The organism is Rossellomorea sp. LjRoot5 (assembly GCF_964253455.1).
In the GTDB taxonomy this organism is placed as follows: Bacteria; Bacillota; Bacilli; order Bacillales; family Bacillaceae_B; genus Rossellomorea.
In genome coordinates this window covers 1,911,282-1,933,263 of record NZ_CAXUQN020000001.1, presented here as the reverse complement: position 1 = coordinate 1,933,263, position 21,982 = coordinate 1,911,282, and the positions used below count along the sequence as shown (strand labels likewise).

Genomic DNA, 21,982 nt, shown 5'->3' with positions numbered 1-21,982 from the left:
AGACTGATGGGGATGGGAAATAGCAAAACATGATCGATTCTCAGGATGATGAGAATCGATCATGTTTTATTTTTGAAACATAAATAATGTCGTAAAGGTCAAAGCCTGCTTTAATTCATTGGTGAGATTGTCTGTGTGCGTGGGTTTCACGTCTTTTTTGTAGATCCAGTCTTCAGCGACCTTCTTCCATCCTTTGTCTTGAGCCAGCCTCTCCAGTTCCCAAGGCATCATTGTATTGCAGATGACCTCCTTACCTTGAAGACGGGGATAGGCATTTTCCCTTGGATGAGCGGTTGGTCCCAATAGGCCGATGCAAATAAAACCATCCTTACCCACTATCCGTTCAATCTCATTCAATGTGTGTAAAGGATTTTCAGTCCATTCCACTGAATTGATCGCCATTACAGCATCAAATTGTCCGTCTTGGAACGGGAGGGAATTCAAATCCCCCTGAACAAAGGACAGGTTTTCCCTTTCCTGCTTCTTTGCAATATCAATCATGTTTCTAGAGAAATCCATCCCTGTGACCATATATCCTTTTTCAACCAACAGATAAGACCCATATCCATCGCCACAGCCTAAATCCGCAACGATCCTTGCTTTCCCTGCGTGATCATGAAAGAAAGGGATGACGGCCTTTCTGCTCCCAGTTGTCCACATTTCAACGCTTTTAGAATGCCAATGATCGGCATTATCTTCCCAACGGGTTTTGGCACTTGTATGCCATTCTGAACTTTTCATATGTACTCCTCTGCATTTTTTCTATACTGTTCTATATTCTCAGTCCAAGTCCTTAATTCCTGCATGAAAGGACATGAAATCTATAAATGTACATAATATTATTATGTAAACTTAAAATCATCTTACAGGTAGAATTATGTTTTCTTTCTGATTTGTTCATACTAATTTTAAAGTCTGAATAGAAAAGGTGATAGATATGGAAGAAATATCCAAGGTACAACGGAATTATCATGGAGACATTATAAGCTTCCAAACCTCTTCCGGCCGCATCATTTCCTACCGTAAAGCCGTATTGGAAGCGTCTGTTGGTTTACTTCATGGCGTCACACTCAATGAGAATGAATGGGGAGAAACGGAGCTATCCAGTCTGTCAGTCGAGGATGGAACTTTTAACGACTACCCTTCTATATTCTGATTTCTGAACCGCATATTCAAAAAGGACTTTCATCAAATGAAAGTCCTTTACCCTTGTCTTATGTTTTTCGTCGCTTTTAGTAAATGGATAAAATCATTATTCACTGCGGTTTTGAATCGTCCGCAGTCCTTCTACCCGGCTCTTTTCTTCCTCGAAGAATTGTACGAGATCCCCGATGCGATCGATGGAATCCCAGCTTAAATGATGTTCGATTCCTTCCACATCTTCATAAATATGTTCTTCTTTTACTCCAATGACACGAAGGAATTGTTCCAATAGCTCATGTCGATATACTAAACGTTTACCTACTTTATTTCCCTTTGGAGTCAGAACAAGACCGCGGTATTTCTCATAAATGAGATAATCGTCCTTATCTAACTTCTGCACCATTTTGGTAACTGAGGAGGGATGGACAGATAAAGCTTCTGCTATATCCGATACTCTGGCATAACCTTTATTCTCAATTAACATATAAATCTGTTCTATATAATCTTCCATACTTGGTGTAGGCATTTTTTACCCTCCAAATTCCCATAAATATCATTAAAAGTTTACTATAACTACCGGATGAATACAACCCGGACACGGAACGCCGCTCAACTCAAATCTTCACCTTCATCTCTTCACCGTCGACTAAACCCTAAATAAATATGACGAATGTTGACTCAAAAAACGTCATATTGTATAGTAAAGACATCATTGAAATGAACGATTTTTAGGCTTATTCTAAAAGCTATAAGGATCACTCATTTCGTGAAAACTATTTTCCAGAGGCACAGCTGTGCTTGAACGATTTAGGAGGATTCTAATATGCAAAATGGTAAAGTAAAATGGTTCAACAATGAAAAAGGTTTTGGATTCATCGAAGTTGAAGGTGGAGACGATGTATTTGTTCACTTCTCAGCGATTCAAGGTGAAGGATTCAAATCATTAGAAGAAGGTCAAGAGGTTTCTTTCGATGTTGTTGACGGAAATCGCGGACCACAAGCTGCAAACGTAGTTAAATTATAATCGTACAAAACAATAGATCAAAATGATAAAGGGCGGCCTAGAATGGCTGCCCTTTACTTTTGATATGCCTCGTTTTTGTTCAAATATTCTCCGTAATGACGGATTTGTTCCCCAATGGTGCATTGTTCTATGCAAAAGCGGTGAGCATACGTTTTGCCATACTCTTTGCGAAAGTGTGCTTTCAGTAAGCAGTCGTTACAGTAGGTGTCTATAAGCTCATCCACTTTATCCACCACTTCTTTTCGATTCATGAGATCACTCCTAGATTTTTTCACGCACAGCTAATCTTCATTGTATTATTAGAGTATATAATACACAGAAGAATTATTCTAATCGTTTATTACTGTGCACCTTAATGCCTTCCAATGCCTGATTGGCAAGCTTATCGGCTTCTCTGTTGTCTTTCCTGTTCAAGACAATCAGGTTGGGTTTCAGCCCAAGCTTTTGAATCAATCCTTCAATCCGATCAAGCCATCTGCTTAAACCCTCTTCATAGCAAGGCCACTCTCCCCCCAGCTGTTTTATTGCCACCTGGGAATCGCCTTTGATCGTACAAGGTGCATTTTTAACCCCGATTTCTTCAAGCAAACCGATTGCGATATGTAATGCAGCGTATTCAGCTTCATTATTATTTTCGATTTCTTCGAGAAGGGCATTTTTTCTGATTCGAAATGATTCCCCGCCTTTATCGTAATAGATGACGATTCCGGCACCCGCATAGTTCGTTTCCTTATCAAATCCGCCATCAAAGAACACCACAATGTTTTCGGGTTCCTTTTCTAACTCCTGATTCAATTTGATGTATTCTTTCCTTGTCCAAGAGTTCCCCATTTCATCAATGATTTCAAGATCGATGACTCTACCCGTTTTCATTAGATCATCTACATGAATCAGTGTTTCTTTCCGCTGGAAAAAACCGGATTCAAACCATATATCGGAAGCCGTTTTGCTTTTATATTTAAATTTGATTTTTATTTTCATTCGTCTTTCACTCCCTTAACTCCATTTTATTGTTCAAAATCATTTTTATTTGTATAATGAGGACTATTGTTTCATTCACTTATGAACGATAGGAGGACTTTTTATGTTTAATATATGGTTTGGACTTGCTTTCGTACTCATTACATTCTCATGTTTACTTATCATGTATCGCATGTTTGGACGAACCGGACTATTCGTTTGGATAGGGATCTCGACAATACTTGCAAATCTTCAGGTCGTCAAGACAATTGAAATCTTTGGTCTGACTGCGACGCTAGGGAATGCCATGTACGGTTCCGCCTTTCTGGTGACAGATATCCTGAACGAAAAATATGGTAAAAAAGATGCACAGAAAGCGGTTTGGCTTGGATTCTTCACGTTGATCGTTATGACTATTATTATGCAACTGGCGCTCTTATTTCAACCACATCCTGACGATTTCGCCCAAGAATCCCTTGCGACGATCTTTGGCATCATCCCGCGGATTGCCCTTGGCAGCCTTGCCGCTTATCTTGTAAGTCAGTTTACGGACGTGTATATCTTTACGTATCTGAAGAAGAAATTCCCAACAGATGCCCAATTTTGGATCCGCAATAACGGGAGTACAATGGTGAGTCAACTTTTGGACACGCTGGTCTTCACAAGCATCGCCTTCCTTGGTGAATATCCGATCCACGTCTGGTTCGAGATTTTCATTACAACCTACCTTCTCAAATGGGTGATTTCCCTTATGGATACCCCGTTTGGCTATCTCGCTAAACGATTTCCGAAGAATATGGGATGACCGAAGCCCGGGTGTATGCATTTCACCCGGCTTTTGCTATGTATATAGAGAGTACCCCAGTGAAAAGCATATCATCGAGCATCCTCCTTCATCCCTCTTTATATGCTACTATATTTATATTATGAATATGTACGAGGTGAATACAATTGTTAGAAGTATATATCGATGGGGCAAGTGCCGGGAACCCCGGACCAAGTGGAGCCGGTATTTTCATCAAATACAACGGTGAGGTGGAAAAACATTCGATTCCTTTAGGGATCATGGACAATCATGAAGCTGAATTCCTCGCCTGCAAAAAAGCACTTGAAATCTGTTTGGAGAAGCAGACAGATACCGTATGGTTGAAAAGTGATTCTCAAGCGGTCGTTCATGCGATTGAGAAAGAGTTTGTACGCAATGCGCAATATAAATTACTGCTTCGCGATATATTGAGCTTGACGAAGCAAATCAACCTTTTCTTTGTCAAGTGGATACCAAGCAAGGAAAATAAAGCAGCTGATGAGCTCGCCCGTAAAGCCATTCATCTGAACTAAAAGGGATCCCAACTACAAACACTACTTAAAAAAGACCATCAGAAAGGATACGATGCCCTTCTGATGGTCTTTCGGTTATGCCAATCCCTGTTTCTCCATCCACCTCAATGCTTCTTTTCTAGAGGAGATTTTCTGGGAGTGGAGTCTCTCTAATATGGACATATAGAAACTGCTGTCAAATTGTTTCTGTGCTTTTAAAGTGATTTCAATGGCACTATTGACCAGTTCATCCGGGGCGTCTGTGTATTTTTTGCCGAAATAGATGAAGCCAATCGCGTCTTCCTGAAATTTAAATCCTTTATTTTCTAGATCTATGAGAAATTCCTCTGTTGTCTTTTTCACGTTTCTCCTCACCTTATCGCCACTTTGTCTTCTCTTATCTTACAGAAAATTTTTTCTTTTGCCTATCCTTTTTGGAAAACAAGAAGGCAATGAAGCCAAGAAGGGAACCAAGCAATGCGCCGCCGACCACTTCCTGGGGCTGGTGTCCGAGCATTTCCTTCAGTCTCTTAGGTTTCTTCTCCTCGAATTCAACGGTTTCCTTTTCATGCGCCTTCCTGACAAGCTCATCGAGACTATTTACTTTAAGGGTCAATTCACCGGTTTGGCGGCGAATCCCCTGGGCATCGTACATGACGATCAGACCAAAGATGAAGGAAAGAGCGAAATCAATCGTTCTTACCCCTCTCTTTAACGCAATGAATGTCGTCAAAGATGCCACTCCGGCACTATGTGAGCTCGGCATTCCCCCCGTCTGAAAAAACAGCTCAGGCTTCCACTCCTTCTTTTTCAAAAAGTGCAGCGGGATTTTCAAACCTTGGGCTAACGCGATACTAATCAGTGCGGTAATGATTCCTTTATTCACCCTAACACCTCCCTTACTCGTAGTGTGTCCTAATATTCTCTGTACATGGGATAATTGTATGTAACAAAGACAAAATAGTAATGATCACACTAAAGGAGGGTCTTATGTATGACTAAAGGGAACAATAAAAACAAAGGGAAAAGCGCTAAAAGCGTAAACCCGCAAGGAATTTCACAAGATGCTGAATTCGCGGCCGAACCGAAAAGCGCATTAGAAAATGCAGCTAAAAAAACGAATAAAAAATAATCTACAACAAAAAGTGTCAGGGCTGGGTTCCTGACACTTCTATCACGTTTAGGCAGGTTTAGCTTGAAGCCGCCAACACATTCGAACCTACTAAAAACCTTCTAAGAACTTTAAGCTCTAATTCGTCCACAAGCGTAAGTGTATCATGTGATACATGATCCCATCTCGCTTCTTCAACTGAAACAGAAAGTGGTACTTCACAATGAATTTCAGCCAGTTTCCTTGAAACATGCAGCATGTCCATATCTTCTTCAATCTTCTTACGTTGAGAAGGCGTCAATTGATTAAGATTGGCCAGTACACCGGATATATCGTGATATTGTTGAATCAGTTTCATGGCTGTTTTCTCCCCGATTCCTTTTACCCCGGGATATCCGTCACTTGTATCTCCCATCAGTGCTTTCACATCGATGAATTGCTCCGGAGTAATGCCCTTTTCTTCAACAAAGAGGTCTTTCGTATATGTCTGATAATTCCCAAAACCTTTTTTCAGCAGCATGATGTCGATGTTGTCATCAAGGAGCTGCAGGAGATCCTGGTCTCCGCTTAGAACGGACACTTTGCGTTCGGATTGATGGAGCTTAGCCAGGGTCCCTATACAATCGTCTGCTTCATAGCCCACCACGCCAACATTGGAGAGATTAAATCCTTCGGCCACTTCTTTTGCAAGGTCGAACTGAGGGATCAGTTCGACAGGCGGTGCATTCCGATTCGATTTATAATCGTTAAAGACTTCATTACGGAACGTCTGGCTCCCCATATCCCAGCAAACAATGATATGTGTAGGCTTCACATGATCCGCAGCCATCAGCAGGTGCTTCATGAACCCCTGGACCCCATTGGTCGGGAGGCCTTTTGAGTTCATCATGAATTGGCCCGTTACGGCCGTTGCAAAGAAAGATCGAAATAATAATGCCATTCCATCTATTAATAATAAATGCTCATTTTTATTTTCCAAGTCATCCACTCCTAAACACGTCGTTTCGTACATACCTTTTAAAGTATAACATATCAGCATAAATAGCTAATTGGAAAAGAGATGAACCACTTCCAATTAGCTACCCGGCATTATTCTGTTTCCACTTTGTGTTCTTCGTATGAAACCCAATCGCTATAGCTCCCTGCATAGAGCTTCACATCGGTAAATCCAGCTTCCTTGAGTGCGATGAAATTTGGTGTTGCTGTTACACCAGATCCACAATAGACAATGATGGGGTCATCTTTTTTAAGCTTCGAGAAACGTTCCTTCTGCTTATCGGGCCCAAGGAAATACCCATCATTCATCCCTTCCGTCCATGGAAGGTTGATCGCGCCGGGAATATGGCCCGGTATCCGGTCAATCGGTTCTTCCCGACCAGAGAACCGTTCCCTGCTCCTCGAATCAATCAACAGGGTCTTCCTATCTCCGTTTGCGATACATTGTATTTCATCCACAGTGGCCAAAATGTCGTCTTTAACGCTCGGACGATAGTTTGTTGGCGGATAATGGGGAACGGTGGACTCCGTCTTTCCGGAACCCTTCTTCCACGCGGCAAATCCACCACTCAGGATATAGACATTTTCATGACCGATATAATGGAACAACCACCAGCATCTGCCCGCAAAAGCCGCTTCCTTTTCATCATAGATTACGATGGTTGTATGATTATCGATCCCGGCATCCTCCACCTTGCGCAGGAAATTCTTCATATTCGGGAGGGGGTGTCGTCCCCCGTGCATCTTCACATACCCGGATAAATCCTTTTCAAGGTCAAAAAAGATGGCACCGGGAATATGGCTCTCATTGTAACTTTCCCGGCCTTCTGCTGGATTCCCTAACGAAAAACGACAATCGATGATTCTGAGATTCCCATCGTCCATATGTTCATTAAGCCATTCCGCATCTACCAGCACACTCATGATTTCATCCCCCTCTTCTTCATCAATTTCAGTACTTCTTCCTTCGGTTCCCAACAGGAAAACTGATAGGTGGTTTTGGTCTCATAGCCCAGTCTTGAACAATAATAGGATGTCTTCTGCTCTTTTTTCACTCCTTGAATGTGAACACAGGTAGCACAGCAATGATAAGGATTCACAGTGAATGTCCTCCTTTTTCTTTAAACCTTCTCGAGCTGTTTTAAATCCCGCTTCAGCTGATCCAGGTCCTGTACGGTATCGAGGACTTCCAGATAAGATGTAATTTGATCGATCACCTGACTTAGCAACTCATCTTTAAGCAACTTGAATTGTTCTTCCAAATAGTTTTGGCCCCATGTGTCCAACCTTGCCTGTTCTTGTGTCAGGTAAGTGTCTGCAGGTTCTTGGAGCAATGCCTCCAATTTTTCCTGAACCACTTTCTTTCCGCCTTTTTCAAAGAATTGCTTTGGATTCTTGAATGTTGAAAAAGCTTCTTCGAATGGTCGCAGTTCCGTTTGGTTAAATGCGCTCTCAAATTCGATGGTCGTTTCATTTTTATAATCCATTGGGGATAGGACCAGATCTTGTTCAACCCGCTGGATTTTTTCTTCCAGGACGACCCATTGATCTCTGAGCCGCTTCTGAATGAACTGCTGAATCCGAAGTGAGGTAGCCCGCATTTCCTGAGCCAGATCAAACCCGATACTTGATAAAAATTCCTTTAATCCTTCACCGATTGCCTGGGACTGGGATGGATATTGGAGAAATAATCCGGAATGAAATGCTTCCTTATAGAAATCCGAGACCCTGAAAAACACTCTTTGTTTCACATAGTGGACGAGCTCCTTTGATTCCTGCATCATCTCTACTGTAAGGGGTTCCTGGGATACGTTATCAATAAGGGAAACAATCTTAGACTTCCGCTCCAAAAGCTCCTGCTTCCTTGATTGTTTATACGTCTTTTCGCTTGAAGCCGAGTGGAGATATTGTTGAAAACGTTTCAACCCTCTCTCCCACTCACCAAGTGCGGATTCGATACTCATGCTCACTAATTCATTCTGTATGAAGGTTTGGAATTCCTTCTTGAATACATCCATACCAGAATGATGAGAATCGGAATCTTTAAATGCCTGCAGAGATGATACTCCGAAAATCCTTGGAAAACGGATTCCATATTGAATCAATTGGTCTTCCACATAATCAATGACTTCATTTTTTTCCTTTTCATCACTTGCGAGGTCGATGGCGTTGACGACAAAAAACATTTTATCCATTTCGAAGGTGTCTTTCACACGCCCCAATTGAATGAGGAATTCCCTGTCTGCCTTGGCAAATGCGTGATTATAATAGGTCACAAAAAGAATCGCATCGGCATTCTTGATATATTCGAAAGCAACACCGGTATGTCGGGCATTGATGGAATCAGCTCCCGGTGTATCGACGAGGGTGATCCCCTGTCTTGTAATATCACAATCGAAATAGAGATCGATCGCCTCCACAAAGCAAGCTTTCGCCTCATCTGCTACATACCCTCTATATTCTTCAAGATCGACCTTCCTCCGCCTGCCGAGGGTTTCCTTAAATAAAGGATACCCTGTTAGAAAGGCTTGAAGGAAAGAGAGGTGGACATTTTCTTTCCCGCTCCCATCAGTCGATAAATCAGGAATCAGTCCCGTGGCTTCGGCCAGGGAAGATGCATTCCGTTTAAAAAACGAAAGGGAATGATTGATGTCTGACAATAGCTGTTCCTCGGATTTGATTTGTACGTGGGCCGTTTCGTGCTCACACCCCTCCGATACCGGATTGATCCTGTTGATGGACGCTGTAGTGGGATTCGGGCTCACCGGAAGTACTTTTCTTCCTAACAGGGCATTGGCAAACGATGATTTACCGGCACTGAAGGCACCGAATAATGCGATGGTAAAGGATTGATTCGAGAGGCGCTCTCTCTTACCGTCCAATAGATGTGCCATGTTGTTAAACCCTTTGTACTTCCTGAACACATTCGCCATCGTTTCTAACCGTTGAATCGCTTCTTCTTTTGACGAGACCTGCTCAGTGATGTCCTGGGATTGGTTTACGTCACGCTCACGTCCCGTGCCCTCTTTACGATCCAGAACCACATTGGACGCAAGTGTAAAGTTTTCCTCTCTCTCTTTCCATTTCAAGGTCCATTCTGCAATAATCGTCTCCGCACGCTTTGGATCAACTTCAGCTTTGTTCAACCTTCTGATTTGGGCGTCCTTCTCTTCATCCAATGAATTCCATTGATAAATGATGCCTGTTTTTTTCTGTAGCTCCTCGAGTTCTTCTTCCATGCCAGCATGCTCTTCCGGCGATGAGTTTTCCATTTCCGTTATCAGTGACTCAATCAACCCGTTCGTTTCATTTCTGGCTTTCCTTTTTAACTCCTCTGAAAGATCATCACAGTATTGAAGAACATAATCACTCGAAACTCCTGCCCCCTGTTTAATTAAACCTACAAGGAATTGATCGTCCACTTCAAGGTTCAATCGATCCCATTCCACGCGTTGATCAGATGAAGGGATATATTCTTTCACTATGTTTTTACCAAGAGTCTTTAAGTGCCATTCAAGTTGAGATTCGATCCGGGAATTGATATCGTCCTTGAATTTTTGAAGTCTCACTGCTTTTTCTTCTTCTGTCTTCTGCTTGGAGAACAGGAAGCCGACTTTAAAGTCCTGTTGTCTGCTTTCCAGAAATCCCTTCGCTAATTCTCTTGTTTCAAAAGGCATTAAATAAGCATTTTTGAGGATCTCTCTTCGATCTTCTTCGAATTGATCTTTTATGGATCTCATATCATTTTTTGCCAGGGTCTCAACGAGCCTTTTTTCTTTTTGAAGAGTGGAGTCTTTATTTTTCCATTCTTCCTCTGTAAAGAAATCCTGGGCTCTATCCTCAAGTTTTTCAAGTTCCTCCTCATACCATTTCTCATGTTCAGATCGCAATTGTGAAATAGCCGAGACTGCCGATGCTTCAATCAATTCATCCTTCTTTTTAACCACGCTATCAATCAGTGCTTCCAAGTTTTCAAGGTCATTGCAGGGATGATCGGGATTTTTCAAACTTGTAAAAAACGTCCCATCGGGTACTACACCCCAAGAGGCGAATGAATTCTTGACGCTTTCCTGGAACTGGGTGAAAGACAATTCTTCCTCCTGATGCTTATCGATCTGGTTCACAATCAGATACAGTTTGACACCATGACGCACCATTTCCTTGGTGAACTCAAAATTCACCTGTGATTGGACATGGTTATAATCCATTACATAGAAGACTGCGTCAGCAAGATGGATCGCCGATTCCGTAGACAGCCTGTGGGCATCGTCCGTACTGTCAACTCCCGGGGTATCCAAAACAGAAACCCCTTCAGGCACTTCACTATTTTTCCGTCCGATTTCCACAGAGTACACGTCTTCCCCGTTTTTGCAAAATTCCTTTATGGTCTCAAAATCATACGGTGCCTTAAAGTATAGAGGCTGGGATTGATGATAATGAATTTTCGCAAAGTCCGTTTGTGCGTGATGAACCTTCACCAAATTCGCACTGGTTGGAATCGGACTGGATGGAAGGATGTCTTCCCCCATCAACCGGTTGATCATCGTGGACTTTCCAGCGGAAAAATGACCGCAAAAAGCAAGGATCAATTCATGATTTTTCAACTTTTCAGCCAACCGTTCCACCTTTCCGGCCCTTTCCCCATCCCCGTTCTGGAGGAAAATGTCGTAGTAAGCCGTTAGCTGTTTAAACGTATTATGTAAATGTGTACTTGTATGCTTAATCTGGCTCATAGTCTAATCTAATTCCTTTCTGCACTTAAGAAGAATGATAACGTTTTTATTTTATCGTATTTGAATCAAATTCTCTATGAAATCATATCGGAAAGGGGGATTTGAGAATGATAACAGTATATGCGGATGATTGGATGAGGGGGAAAGGCAATATAGAAGCATGTTTCTAAAAATAACTAAGTCACGGTTTTACGTGTGATCAATTGAATCATTATTGGTATTGTCTAATCTTATCTCTCAATTGTAGAAGCACAGAGTGGATTGGAGCGGAAGGCACTTGACTCCTACGGGAAATAGAGGAAAAGTCAAGACCCCGCAGGGCAAAAGCCCGAGGAGGCTTGACTTCCTCCCCGAGGAAAGCAAGTGCCTGAAGCGGAAAGGAACGGTCCAAGTATAATAGCTGTCATTTTTACTAACAAATACAAAAAAAGCCTCTTCCGAAGAAGAAGGCCCTGTTTATCGTGTTGTTTCCGTTGCGATTAAGTTTGATCGAACAAAAGATTTCGAGTTCGTCTGGTATGAAGATATGTTCTTCCGTTGTGCCGGATTCTTCACTACATTAGATAAAACATACTTCATCATGAAGCCATACGCTACTACAGTAAACAATATCAAAAACCATACCATTCTTGTCCCCACCCTTTTGTAATGATACTTGTACTTGAGAATAATTTTCATCTTCAATTAGAATCTTATCAAAATTGATAATCATTTTCAATAAGAAAATCATTTTTCTTTTTTGAATATGGGAATCCATCCCTTCGTATTGAGATGGACCTTCTCATACTCCGTCTCTTCCTTTAGGGCGTGTTCCTCCAGTGGGATTCGGATAGAAAGAATGAATTGGTTTAATAATGCAAATATTAAAAGGGTCCAATAGGCATGAAAGAGTAATGGAACAATCAGAAACTCAAGCGTTACAATCAGATAATTCGGATGCTTCAAAAGTTTATATGGACCTTTCGCTACGACTTCAGCCTGTGGGAGGACGATGATTTTAGTGTTCCAATACTTTCCGAGAGAAGCAATCGACCAGATCCTCCCGAGCTGAGTCAGGATAAAACCGCCAAGTAATAACGGCCAATAGTGATTGACCCCGGAGTGAAAGATCCCTCCTTCAATGAGCAGGGAAATGAAAAATGCAATATGGATGACGACCATCAGCTTATAATGAGACTGCCCGTATTCTTTGGCCCCCCGCTCCTTCATCCACTTTTCATTTGATCTTGCAATAGACAGTTCAACCAGTCTTTGAATCATCAACACCGAGAAAAACAATACAAAGTATAGCATCATTCCCACCTCATCAACAAAAGCTCAGAACTGAACCCCGGTCCCAAAGCAGTGCCGAGGCCGATATCCCCCAGTTCACAGCCTTTTTCCATAAATTCTTTGAGGACATAAAGAATCGTGACAGAGGACATGTTCCCATATTCCTTCAACACCTTCATCGATTCGATTGTCATATTTTCATCCATCCCTAAAGCATCCCTGTATGCTTCAATCACTTTCTTTCCACCCGGATGGGCCACAAAGTGCTTAATGTCCCGGAGATTAACCCCGTTCGCTTCAATGAACCCCTCTACATTCGGGCGGAGCCAATTTTTCACAAGTGTCGGAATATCCTTTGAAAATACGACATATAATCCATTTTCCTTTACTTCCCATCCCATGACATCCAAGGAGTCCTCAAGCAGCGTCGACTGAGTCGCAAAGATCCTTGGTAATGGATGCACGACGCCCTCTAATAAAGGACTTTCATCTCCGCAAACAAGGGCACATGCCACACCATCAGCAAAAAGGGACGTTCCGATCAAATTGCTCTTTGATCGATCCCCGTGCTGAAAGGTCAATGAACACAGTTCGATTGAAAGAACAAGAACATTGGCCTGTGGAAAGGCTAAGCAGTACTCATACGCCCGCGACAGACCGCTCGCTCCCCCTGCACAACCCAATCCCCAAATGGGAATTCGTTTTATATGGGGGGAAAACGGCAGCCTATTCATGATTCGCGCTTCCAGACTCGGGGTTGAAAGACCCGATGTTGATATGGTGATGATGGCATCGATATCTTCCAATGTGAGCTTATGACGGGAAAGACTCTTATGGATCACTTTACTCCCCAATTCTACGGCATGGTGGATGAATTCATCGTTCTTTTCCTTAAAGGTATGATCCTTCGAAAACCATTCCAAATCCTTCACAAAATAACGGCTTTCTATTTCGCCGTTTTGAAACACACTTATGAGACGTCCTATGTCTCTAAAACTCGAAGAAAACAATTGCTTCGCAAACTCTGCGGCTTCATTTTGCGTGATTTTCACAGGCGGAACTTCTGTTTCCACTGAGAGTATTTTTGGCATGCACAACCACTCCTTACACTTCCATATAAGGATAGCTTTTCCACATGCCCATAAATCATGTATGACCTTTTGTTTTTCTATTATTCATAACCCCCATCCCGAAAAATAGTTCTTTAGTATGAACAGCGTGTGAAAATACCATCCTTTATCCCTAGTTCATATGGTATGATTATTGTGACAAAATACTGGAGGATACGACATGATTTTAACTAAAAGTGTCACCGATATACTTAATAGTTCAGTAGAAGCCATTAAAGGGGTCATCCCTTTGCGTGTGACTGTTTTAAAGCCCACATTGCTGTCAGAGCCGTTTAGTCAGCATAAGATTGGTGTACTCATCGGGTTTACGGGTGACGTAAGAGGACGGATGATCATTGATGGAGAAGAAGAGAGCTTTCAAGGTTTGGGAGCATCCATGTTCGGAATGCCCCTGGAAGGTGAAATGCTTGAATCTTTCGCGGGCGAACTCGGGAATATGATTGCAGGGAATCTTGCTACTCTCCTCGCACAAGCCGGCCATTCACTGGACATTACCCCGCCGACCGTCATTGTGGGGCAATCGAAAATGTATGGCTTTGACAAAGCTTTGAAACTGCCGATTTCCATTGAAAATGTCGGCGACTTTTTAGTGATACTGATGATTGAATAGCAAATAGATAAAAGGCTAACCTTTAAAGAGAGGTTAGCCTTTTATCCTGGAACAATTCAAAAACCGTTGATCGTCATCCCACCGTCTACATAAAGGGTTTGTCCGGTAATATAGTTTGAGGCATCTGATGAAAGGAAGACCGCCGGGCCCACCAATTCCTCGAGCTCACCGATCCTTTTTAAAGGAGTCACTGCCAGTATATCATTTACATACTCTTCATTTTGCAGAAGTTCCTTCGTTAAAGGTGTCTTGAAATACCATGGACCGATACTGTTTACATTAATATTGTATTTTCCCCATTCCATGGCTAATACCTTCGTCATTTGAATCATGGCCGCTTTCGTGGAAGCATATACGACCCCGGTCCTGAGGGCAACGTGGCCGGCGACGGATGCAATGTTTATGATTTTCCCCCGGCCCCTCTCTTTCATATGCCTTCCCACTTCCTGGCTCATCATAAAGGCTGATTTCAAGTTCGTATCCATGATTTTCTGCCATTCCTCATCCGTTACCGAAAGCGCTGCTGAACGTATATTCATCCCTGCATTATTAATCAAAATATCGATGGACAAGCCATGATTTTCTATGTAGGTGATCACTTTGTTTATGTCGTCACGTGATGTCACATCTGTCGGGAGGATATGAGCCTTCCTTCCAAGCTTCTCGATTACACTTGCCGTTTCTTCTAAATCATCCCTCGTTCTTGACAACAGGACTACATCGGACCCAGATTCCGCTAATCCAATACTAAGGGCACGTCCAATTCCCCGGCCTGCACCTGTGACAACGGCCAATTTACCTTTCAATGAAAATGAAGGAACAAACAAATTCTCCACCGCCTTATCTATTATTCGAATCTTCTTTATATTAGCACAGCATGTCTTCAAAGTCTCACCGATGATCCTTTTTCCCTTGTTGATGATGGACCTCGATATGTATCTTCGCTTCCACCGGCAGCTGGCATTGAGGACAGATTTTTTTATCAGAGAAGATTTGACAGCACTGTTTACAATAATACTTTTCCATTTGATCGTCACCTTCCTCTTCATTCCTACACTTTATGCATCAGGTTCACACAAATGAACACACCCGATTGCCTATTTTTCAATCACTTCACATTTATTTCACAAACCACCCCTTTAAGTGTGATATTTATCACAGATTCAAGAAGTGTACCCGCTTATGATTGAAGTATCAAATCAGTGAATAATTGATGGAAGGAATGAGAGAAATGGGGAAACCGGAATTACATCAAAAAACGGAAGTCAAAATGAAGGAGTCCACCTCATTAAAAGGCACATTCACTTCGGTTTTATTTTTAGGAGGTTTTTTAGTCCTTACATGGCTTGGGGTATTTTTGTTATTTCTTAATCGTTTTTAATTTAAGGAGTGATTTATATGCATATGCATCGCTATGAGAAATGGTGGTTGACGCTTGGATCAGGGTCTCTTATCTTATTTTTAATCATATTGGGAATCAGTGCTTTTCACCAGGGGCATCAGCCTCCAAGCGCGAAGGCCTACGTCAATCCGGAGCAGGTGGACAAAATAGCTCCATTTAACGAACCAGGACTTAAAAAAGTGAAAGGAAAGGCTTGGGATTATGAGTTGGTATTTGTGGCTTCAGCTTTCCTTTATTCCCCTGGGGAAATTGAAATCCCTAAAGGATCTACACTGAAAATCACGGCCACAACCAAGGATGTTGTTCATGGGTTTGAAGTGGCAGGAACCAATATCAATATGATGCTTGAACCGGGGTTTGTCAGTGAATACACAACAACACTCGACAAATCTGGAGAGTTCCTCATTGTTTGTAATGAATACTGTGGTGTAGGTCATCACACGATGAAATCTATGTTAAGGGTGGTGGACTAGATGAAACCATTTGTAAAAATTGATAAAAAGGATGCTACACTGGCCATGGCCCATATTTACGTTGGATTTGCCGCTCTTGCATTAGGGGGACTCGCCGGCCTGTTACAGGTTTTGGTCCGCTCAGGCAGATTCACTTTGCCTGCAGGGATCGGTTATTATCAAGTATTGACTGTTCACGGGGTATTACTCGGATTGGTACTGACGACATTCTTTATACTCGGATTCCAGCATGCGGCCATTTCCCGGACTTCAGGGACTTACTCTGGAAAATCCCGCTTTATGGGGTGGTTAGGATTCTGGGTCATGCTTCTTGGAACCATCATGGCAGCAGTCATGATTCTATTAAATGAAGCTACGGTCCTTTATACATTTTATGCTCCACTCCAAGCCCACTGGATCTTTTATTTAGGATTGACCTTCGTAGTGGTTGGCAGCTGGCTTGGCGGATCAGGGATGATCATGAAATATATGAGCTGGAGAAAAGAACATCCCGGACAACCGAGCCCTTTGTTAACTTTCATGAGCATCATCAACACCGTCTTATGGATTGTAGCCACCATCGGCGTTGCAGGAACTGTTCTATTTCAGTTCCTCCCCTGGTCCCTTGGTCTGGTGGACAGGGTCGACGTTCTTGTCAGTCGTACCTTGTTCTGGTATTTCGGCCACCCACTCGTCTATTTCTGGCTGCTGCCGGCTTATATGGCATGGTATGTGATCATTCCGAAAATCATTGGTGGGAAAATTTTTTCAGATTCATTGGCACGACTATCCTTTATCCTTTTCCTTCTATTCTCGATACCGGTCGGTTTTCACCATCAATTAGTGGAGCCGGGAATTGATGCTTATTGGAAATTCCTGCAAGTGACCCTGACGTTCATGGTAGTCATCCCTTCCCTGATGACAGCATTCTCTTTGTTTGCAACTTTTGAAATGTACGGGAGATCCAAGGGCGCTACGGGATTATTCGGATGGTTCAAGAAGCTGCCATGGGGTGACGCCAGATTTACAGTACCGTTCATCGGAATGGTTGCTTTCATCCCTGCAGGAGCCGGCGGATTGATCAATGCATCCAATCAAATGAATCAGGTGATCCATAACACGATTTGGGTCACCGGTCACTTTCATTTAACACTCGCCACATCTGTCGTCTTGACCTTCTTTGGGATTGCTTATTGGCTTGTCCCTCACCTGACCGGGCGTGTCTTAACGAAAGCGATGAACAAACTGGCCATCGTGCAGGCTATCGTATGGGCGGTCGGAATGAGCATCATGTCCGGCGCTATGCATGCGGTTGGATTACTGGGTGCACCAAGAAGATCTTCTTACTCCACTTATGGGGATGCACCACAGGCACTGGATTGGATTCCATACCAAATCGCGCAGGCGATCGGGGGCACGATCCTGTTTATGGGAATCATTCTTGTTCTATACATCTTTATCAACCTTGCATTCTTCGCTCCAAAAGGAGATGAGGAATTTCCTGTCGGTGAAACGGCTGATACAGCCGAAAGGACACCGATGGCTCTCGAGAACTGGCGGATCTGGTTAACCATCCTGGCCGCTCTCATCCTCGTCGCCTACACCGTCCCATTCATCGACATGATCCAAAACGCCCCACCAGCATCTAAAGGTTATAGAATGTGGTAACAAGCATAAGAAGAGGCTGCTTCAAATGAAGCAGCCTCATTTCTATTTCTGTTTAATTGGGACAAACAGCTCTAATTTCCTTCTATCTTCCGTTTCGTTGATTTCACGGTCCTGGGATAGGTACTTCTCGACACTCAGTCTGGAGTAATCTTTTTCAAACCCATTTTCTTTAATCCAATTAAAGATGGCGAAATAGGCTTGTTCCACTTCTGTCGACAGACCTTCATAAAGTGCGTGTGCATAATCGCCAGCAGGGAGTGACAGTTCGACTAACCCCGGTGGAAGCTTCTCCACGCGATCAACCTCAACGGTACAATAGTACGTAAAATCAGTCGCCCTATCATGGAAAGGTGCGTATATGCATTCATCTCCATTTATATGATGAATGGATGGGATCATCTGTTGAAACTTAGTGAATAGTCTCGGGATCTCGGACCCTCTTCCATATGGACCTGTCCAGCCGATTCCAACAAGCAATTTATCCTCTAGTGATGCTACATTAATATCCATGATTTTTGCCTCCAGTGTTTAATTTAAGGAATATACCTTTGAATACTTCTCCGTTAAATAATCGGCCAAGTATTGGGCATTAAGCCCTTCTCCGGTCACTTCCCTGATGATTTCAAGCGGTTTTTTCATCTTGCCCCATTGATGAACATGCTCAGTCAACCATTCTCTCACGGGAGCAAGATCCCCTTTTTCCAGGAGCTCTTCATAATGAGGAATATCTACTAACATCGCACGCTTTAACTGTGCAGCATACATATAACCGAGCGCGTATGACGGAAAGTAACCAAAGCTTCCACCGGCCCAATGGACATCCTGGAGGACACCTTCTCCATTATGGGAAGGGCGGATACCTAAGTATTCTTCATATTTCTGATTCCAGATTTCAGGGAGATCTTTCACCTCAATCTCATCATTGAACAATCCTTTTTCAATTTCATAACGGATGATGATATGCAGGGCATATGTTAATTCATCTGCCTCGATCCGGATCAGTGAAGGCTTCGATTCATTGATCGCTCTGTAAAAGTCATCCAATCCAACAGAATCAAACTGTCCCTTTGAGTAATCCTTCAATAACGAATAATTTTGCTTCCAGAAAGAATGGTCCCTCCCTACAAAATTTTCATAAAACAGGGATTGAGACTCATGGATTCCCATGGATGTTCCCGTGCAGAGGGGTGTGCCCATCAAATCCTTTGAAATGTTTTGTTCATACAGGGCATGTCCCCCCTCGTGGATCGTTCCGAAGACGGCTGTTCTCCAATCCTTTTCGTCATATTTAGTTGTTACCCTTACATCGCCAGGGTTCAAACCAATCGCAAACGGGTGAACCGTTTCATCCAGTCTTCCTGAATTGAAATCATACCCCATTTGTTCAAGGATTTTCAAACTGAAATCCTTTTGACGTTCCTTTGGAAAGTGTTCAAAAAGGAAATCGGTTTTTGGTTTATTTTCCGATTTAGAAATTTTATGTACAAGTGGGACGATTTGATCACGAAGATCCCCAAATACCTTATCCAATACATCTACCGTCACACCCGGCTCATACATATCCAATAATGTATCGTATTTATTATCTTCGTATCCCCAGTAATCAATGAAGCGTTTTGTGAGTGCCACAAGCTTTTCTAAATAAGGCTTGAACATATCAAAATCCGCTTTTTCTTTCGCTTCTTCCCATTTACCTTCCGCTTTCGACTGTAATACCACGTATTCCCTGTATTCAGAAGCGGGAATCTTTTTATTTCGATCATACTCTTTTTGACACTCTTCTATTAATTTTTGTGTCATAGAATCCAATTGATCCATCTTTGGAGATAGTTTCGCTAAGTAAGCTGCCATTTCATTGGAAGTGGACATCTCGAACAGCTCAGATGAAAGCATCCCTATCACTTCTGACCGTTGTTCTGCCCCGTTTTTTGGAGCGCCGGTACGCAAATCCCAGAACATCAAACCAAGCGCTTCGTTGTAGGCAGACATTTTTTTCACATATTCATGAAATTGATCTTTTGTCTCTAATACTGATTCTTTCATTCAAAAAGCCCCCTTTTTTTAACATTCAATCTATTTTATCATATTACGAAAAAACCGCCCATTCAGGCGGTTTCAGTTCACTCTTTTATGCGTTCAACACTTCGATTCCAACGGGCAGGACGGACTCTGCCAATTCTCTATATGAGGTTTCGTCATCATTCAACAGCACGTGGATGCTCCCCTTGTCTTCACTTGTCCGAATCAGACGTCCGATTCCTTGTCTCAAGCGAAGGATCATGTAAGGAAGATCCACTTCTTCCACGGAATGGGTGGCATGCTTTCGTTTCGCATCAAAGACGGGGTCTTTCGGCGGGAATGGAAGGGAATAAATGATCACTTGTGAAAGGGACTCGCCTGGCACGTCCAATCCTTCCCATAGATGATAGGAACAAAGGACCGTAGACGTTTCCTGCTGGAACTGTTCTACCGTATCACTGATCTCACGGTCACCTTCATAGATGACACTCCAGTTTTGATCCGCCTGTTGAATCTGATACGACCTAAAGGCGTTCATCTCATCCTTGGAGGTAAAAAGAATCAATGATCTTCCTTGATTATTCTGTAATTTATCCCAAATATATTGATTTTTCGAATGAACACCGGAATCCAAAGGGGGAATATGTGCTTTCATCATATCCTCATATTCATAAGGGGATTCCACTGAAAATTTTTCATATTTTTCAATTCCCAGTGATCGTGACACATAAGAAAAGTCACCATTATAGGAAAGGGTTGCAGAAGAAAAGATAAATGGGATATTTTGACTGAAAACGTGTTCTTTTAAGATTTCCTCTACTAATCTCGGCATTACCACAAAGGTATGTTCTTCCTCTGATGTTTCCAGCCAGTAGATTCCTTTTTCATCATCTAAAAACAGTTTTAATGAATACTGAATCTGCTCCAGGTATTCCTCCACCACTTTTAACAAATAATCATCCATTACGTACATTTCGCTTTCAAAAACAAGTTCATTCAGCAGGTTCTCGATTTTTACCGTAAGAGACCTGGCCTGCTTCAAGATCGCTTCTGAACGAAGGATGTACTGCCTATCGGATCCAGATTCCCCTTTGGATTCTTTCTCAAGAAGCTCGAACCACTTTTCGTTGTCGACCATGATATCTTCAATGATATAAAGAGTCTCCTCCCTCATATCAGATGAAGACAGCTTTTCTAACAGTCCTTCAAGTGTCTCCATCCTCATCCGGTAGGTCATCGCTTTCTGTGAGGCAAATTCCAATAGGTGCCCTTCGTCAAAGACGACTGAGCTTGCTTCCGGAAGGAGCGGCAGCTGACCTTCCCGCTTTCTGCTGTCTTTCGTCCAGATATGTTCCATATAGAAGTCATGAGAACAGATGATCAAGTCAGCCGCATTCCGGTAATGCTCACGATGAAGCGTCAGTCCGCAGCGATGACGATAAGCACAGGACATGCAGTCCTGAAGGGAATCCCAGCCTACAGAATTCCACTCTTCATCTGACAAGCCGGCATATTCTTTCCGATCCCCGTAATGACTGAAGCTTCTCATGGAGGAATTGTCATGGACGAAGCCCGGCAATTCTTCCCACATATCCTGATAGACATCATTTTGAGAAGCATTTTCTTCTAATTTCTTGATACAAAGATATTGCTCCCTCGATTTTGCCAGGCGGACATCGATATCCAGATCCAGGGCTTTCTCAAGCTTCTCTATATCCCCTTCTTTTTTGACGATCTGCTCGATTAGGGTTTCATCTGCACAAGCGATGATGGCAGGCTTTCCCGTATACCTTGCATAGGAAAGGGCATATAACAGATACACAAGGGTTTTCCCCGTGCCAACACCTGCTTCGGCAAACATGACCTGCTTATTCTTGTATGCCTGATTAAGTTGAAAGGCCATAAAAACCTGTTCATCCCGCAAATCAAATCCCTTATCTGGCAATACATCATAAAAAACATCCCCGACCCAATCGGATAATGCTTCATAAAAGGATTGCTCCTTGGTTAGTTCAAATGGTAATTTTCTTCTCATATGGACCTCCTGCACGACACAAAATTTCTACTTTACTAGAATTCTTTTTTAATGAATAAGGATAATGGATATTTTACCTCATGAGCTCAATATGATCTACACCCAAAAGA

General features: G+C 42.6%; 25 protein-coding genes. 8 read left to right on the top strand and 17 right to left on the bottom strand.

Features of this window, described 5'->3' with window-relative positions; genetic code table 11:
• Positions 1–66 precede the first annotated feature (66 nt).
• Entirely contained in the window at positions 67–741 is a 675-nt protein-coding gene (locus ACSQ2E_RS09920; RefSeq protein WP_435990371.1) for a class I SAM-dependent methyltransferase, read from the bottom strand.
• Positions 742–937: 196 nt separating this feature from the next.
• On the opposite strand from ACSQ2E_RS09920, the gene ACSQ2E_RS09915 reads away from it, so the two are divergent.
• Complete coding sequence (locus ACSQ2E_RS09915; protein WP_435990370.1) at positions 938–1,156, top strand: DUF3892 domain-containing protein; 219 nt, start codon at positions 938–940, stop codon at positions 1,154–1,156.
• 96 nt (positions 1,157–1,252) lie between these two features.
• Here ACSQ2E_RS09915 and mntR read toward each other — a convergent pair whose 3' ends face one another.
• Positions 1,253–1,669: a transcriptional regulator MntR gene (gene mntR, locus ACSQ2E_RS09910; RefSeq protein ID WP_034758545.1), complete on the bottom strand. Its 417-nt coding sequence runs from the start codon at positions 1,667–1,669 to the stop codon at positions 1,253–1,255.
• A gap of 297 nt (positions 1,670–1,966) precedes the next feature.
• Here mntR and cspD point away from each other — a divergent pair, with 297 nt between their 5' ends.
• A complete protein-coding gene (gene cspD, locus ACSQ2E_RS09905) occupies positions 1,967–2,167 on the top strand; it encodes a cold-shock protein CspD (protein WP_435990369.1) in 201 nt (66 codons plus the stop codon).
• A 53-nt stretch (positions 2,168–2,220) separates the two neighbouring features.
• Here cspD and ACSQ2E_RS09900 read toward each other — a convergent pair whose 3' ends face one another.
• The gene (locus ACSQ2E_RS09900; RefSeq protein ID WP_435990368.1) at positions 2,221–2,418 is read right to left on the bottom strand and encodes a zinc-finger domain-containing protein; all 198 of its coding nucleotides are present in this window, start codon (positions 2,416–2,418) and stop codon (positions 2,221–2,223) included.
• A gap of 73 nt (positions 2,419–2,491) precedes the next feature.
• On the bottom strand, positions 2,492–3,148 hold the full coding sequence (locus ACSQ2E_RS09895; protein ID WP_435990367.1) for a reverse transcriptase-like protein: 657 nt from the start codon (positions 3,146–3,148) through the stop codon (positions 2,492–2,494).
• Between the two features lie 103 nt (positions 3,149–3,251).
• On the opposite strand from ACSQ2E_RS09895, the gene ACSQ2E_RS09890 reads away from it, so the two are divergent.
• Positions 3,252–3,932, top strand: coding sequence for a queuosine precursor transporter (locus ACSQ2E_RS09890; RefSeq protein WP_435990366.1), 681 nt, complete (start codon positions 3,252–3,254; stop codon positions 3,930–3,932).
• A gap of 146 nt (positions 3,933–4,078) precedes the next feature.
• Complete coding sequence (locus ACSQ2E_RS09885) at positions 4,079–4,465, top strand: reverse transcriptase-like protein (RefSeq protein WP_435990365.1); 387 nt, start codon at positions 4,079–4,081, stop codon at positions 4,463–4,465.
• Between the two features lie 75 nt (positions 4,466–4,540).
• Here ACSQ2E_RS09885 and ACSQ2E_RS09880 read toward each other — a convergent pair whose 3' ends face one another.
• The gene (locus tag ACSQ2E_RS09880; protein WP_435990364.1) at positions 4,541–4,807 is read right to left on the bottom strand and encodes a DUF6123 family protein; all 267 of its coding nucleotides are present in this window, start codon (positions 4,805–4,807) and stop codon (positions 4,541–4,543) included.
• A gap of 34 nt (positions 4,808–4,841) precedes the next feature.
• Positions 4,842–5,330: a divergent PAP2 family protein gene (locus ACSQ2E_RS09875; protein WP_060672394.1), complete on the bottom strand. Its 489-nt coding sequence runs from the start codon at positions 5,328–5,330 to the stop codon at positions 4,842–4,844.
• Positions 5,331–5,438: 108 nt separating this feature from the next.
• Between ACSQ2E_RS09875 and ACSQ2E_RS09870 the strand changes: the two genes are divergently transcribed.
• Complete coding sequence (locus ACSQ2E_RS09870) at positions 5,439–5,576, top strand: small, acid-soluble spore protein L (protein ID WP_098440074.1); 138 nt, start codon at positions 5,439–5,441, stop codon at positions 5,574–5,576.
• Positions 5,577–5,634: 58 nt separating this feature from the next.
• Here ACSQ2E_RS09870 and ACSQ2E_RS09865 read toward each other — a convergent pair whose 3' ends face one another.
• The 6 genes from ACSQ2E_RS09865 to ACSQ2E_RS09840 all read right to left on the bottom strand — a co-directional run bounded on the left by ACSQ2E_RS09865 (position 5,635) and on the right by ACSQ2E_RS09840 (position 13,647).
• Positions 5,635–6,567 (bottom strand): 5'-3' exonuclease, encoded by a 933-nt coding sequence (locus ACSQ2E_RS09865; protein ID WP_435990363.1) that lies wholly within the window; start codon positions 6,565–6,567, stop codon positions 5,635–5,637.
• A 77-nt stretch (positions 6,568–6,644) separates the two neighbouring features.
• Complete coding sequence (locus ACSQ2E_RS09860; protein ID WP_435990362.1) at positions 6,645–7,475, bottom strand: sulfurtransferase; 831 nt, start codon at positions 7,473–7,475, stop codon at positions 6,645–6,647.
• The gene (locus ACSQ2E_RS09855) at positions 7,472–7,651 is read right to left on the bottom strand and encodes a hypothetical protein (RefSeq protein ID WP_435990361.1); all 180 of its coding nucleotides are present in this window, start codon (positions 7,649–7,651) and stop codon (positions 7,472–7,474) included. Before ACSQ2E_RS09855 ends, ACSQ2E_RS09860 begins: the two co-directional genes overlap by 4 nt.
• Before the next feature lie 21 nt (positions 7,652–7,672).
• A complete protein-coding gene (locus tag ACSQ2E_RS09850; protein ID WP_435990360.1) occupies positions 7,673–11,284 on the bottom strand; it encodes a dynamin family protein in 3,612 nt (1,203 codons plus the stop codon).
• A gap of 726 nt (positions 11,285–12,010) precedes the next feature.
• Complete coding sequence (locus tag ACSQ2E_RS09845; RefSeq protein ID WP_435994489.1) at positions 12,011–12,577, bottom strand: isoprenylcysteine carboxyl methyltransferase family protein; 567 nt, start codon at positions 12,575–12,577, stop codon at positions 12,011–12,013.
• Positions 12,577–13,647, bottom strand: a complete 1,071-nt coding sequence (locus ACSQ2E_RS09840; protein ID WP_435990359.1) for a type III polyketide synthase — start codon at positions 13,645–13,647, stop codon at positions 12,577–12,579. The genes ACSQ2E_RS09845 and ACSQ2E_RS09840 overlap by 1 nt, the downstream gene beginning before the upstream one ends.
• A gap of 199 nt (positions 13,648–13,846) precedes the next feature.
• Here ACSQ2E_RS09840 and ACSQ2E_RS09835 point away from each other — a divergent pair, with 199 nt between their 5' ends.
• The gene (locus tag ACSQ2E_RS09835; protein ID WP_435990358.1) at positions 13,847–14,296 is read left to right on the top strand and encodes a chemotaxis protein CheX; all 450 of its coding nucleotides are present in this window, start codon (positions 13,847–13,849) and stop codon (positions 14,294–14,296) included.
• 56 nt (positions 14,297–14,352) lie between these two features.
• On the opposite strand, the gene ACSQ2E_RS09830 is transcribed toward ACSQ2E_RS09835, so the two are convergent.
• Both ACSQ2E_RS09830 and ACSQ2E_RS09825 read right to left on the bottom strand, forming a co-directional pair.
• A complete protein-coding gene (locus tag ACSQ2E_RS09830; RefSeq protein ID WP_435990357.1) occupies positions 14,353–15,123 on the bottom strand; it encodes an SDR family NAD(P)-dependent oxidoreductase in 771 nt (256 codons plus the stop codon).
• Between the two features lie 64 nt (positions 15,124–15,187).
• The gene (locus ACSQ2E_RS09825; RefSeq protein WP_435990356.1) at positions 15,188–15,322 is read right to left on the bottom strand and encodes a hypothetical protein; all 135 of its coding nucleotides are present in this window, start codon (positions 15,320–15,322) and stop codon (positions 15,188–15,190) included.
• 372 nt (positions 15,323–15,694) lie between these two features.
• Between ACSQ2E_RS09825 and ACSQ2E_RS09820 the strand changes: the two genes are divergently transcribed.
• Both ACSQ2E_RS09820 and ACSQ2E_RS09815 read left to right on the top strand, forming a co-directional pair.
• On the top strand, positions 15,695–16,171 hold the full coding sequence (locus ACSQ2E_RS09820; protein WP_435990355.1) for a cytochrome c oxidase subunit II: 477 nt from the start codon (positions 15,695–15,697) through the stop codon (positions 16,169–16,171).
• Positions 16,172–17,818: a b(o/a)3-type cytochrome-c oxidase subunit 1 gene (locus ACSQ2E_RS09815; protein ID WP_435990354.1), complete on the top strand. Its 1,647-nt coding sequence runs from the start codon at positions 16,172–16,174 to the stop codon at positions 17,816–17,818.
• 42 nt (positions 17,819–17,860) lie between these two features.
• Here the strand turns inward: ACSQ2E_RS09815 and ACSQ2E_RS09810 are convergent, their stop codons facing one another.
• The 3 genes from ACSQ2E_RS09810 to ACSQ2E_RS09800 form a co-directional block, all read right to left on the bottom strand.
• Positions 17,861–18,328 carry a GyrI-like domain-containing protein gene (locus ACSQ2E_RS09810; protein WP_435990353.1) on the bottom strand — a complete coding sequence of 156 codons (468 nt, stop codon included), beginning with the start codon at positions 18,326–18,328 and terminating at the stop codon, positions 17,861–17,863.
• Positions 18,329–18,346: 18 nt separating this feature from the next.
• Complete coding sequence (locus ACSQ2E_RS09805) at positions 18,347–19,861, bottom strand: carboxypeptidase M32 (protein ID WP_435990352.1); 1,515 nt, start codon at positions 19,859–19,861, stop codon at positions 18,347–18,349.
• A gap of 85 nt (positions 19,862–19,946) precedes the next feature.
• Entirely contained in the window at positions 19,947–21,872 is a 1,926-nt protein-coding gene (locus ACSQ2E_RS09800; RefSeq protein WP_435990351.1) for an ATP-dependent DNA helicase, read from the bottom strand.
• Between the last annotated feature and the right edge of the window lie 110 nt (positions 21,873–21,982).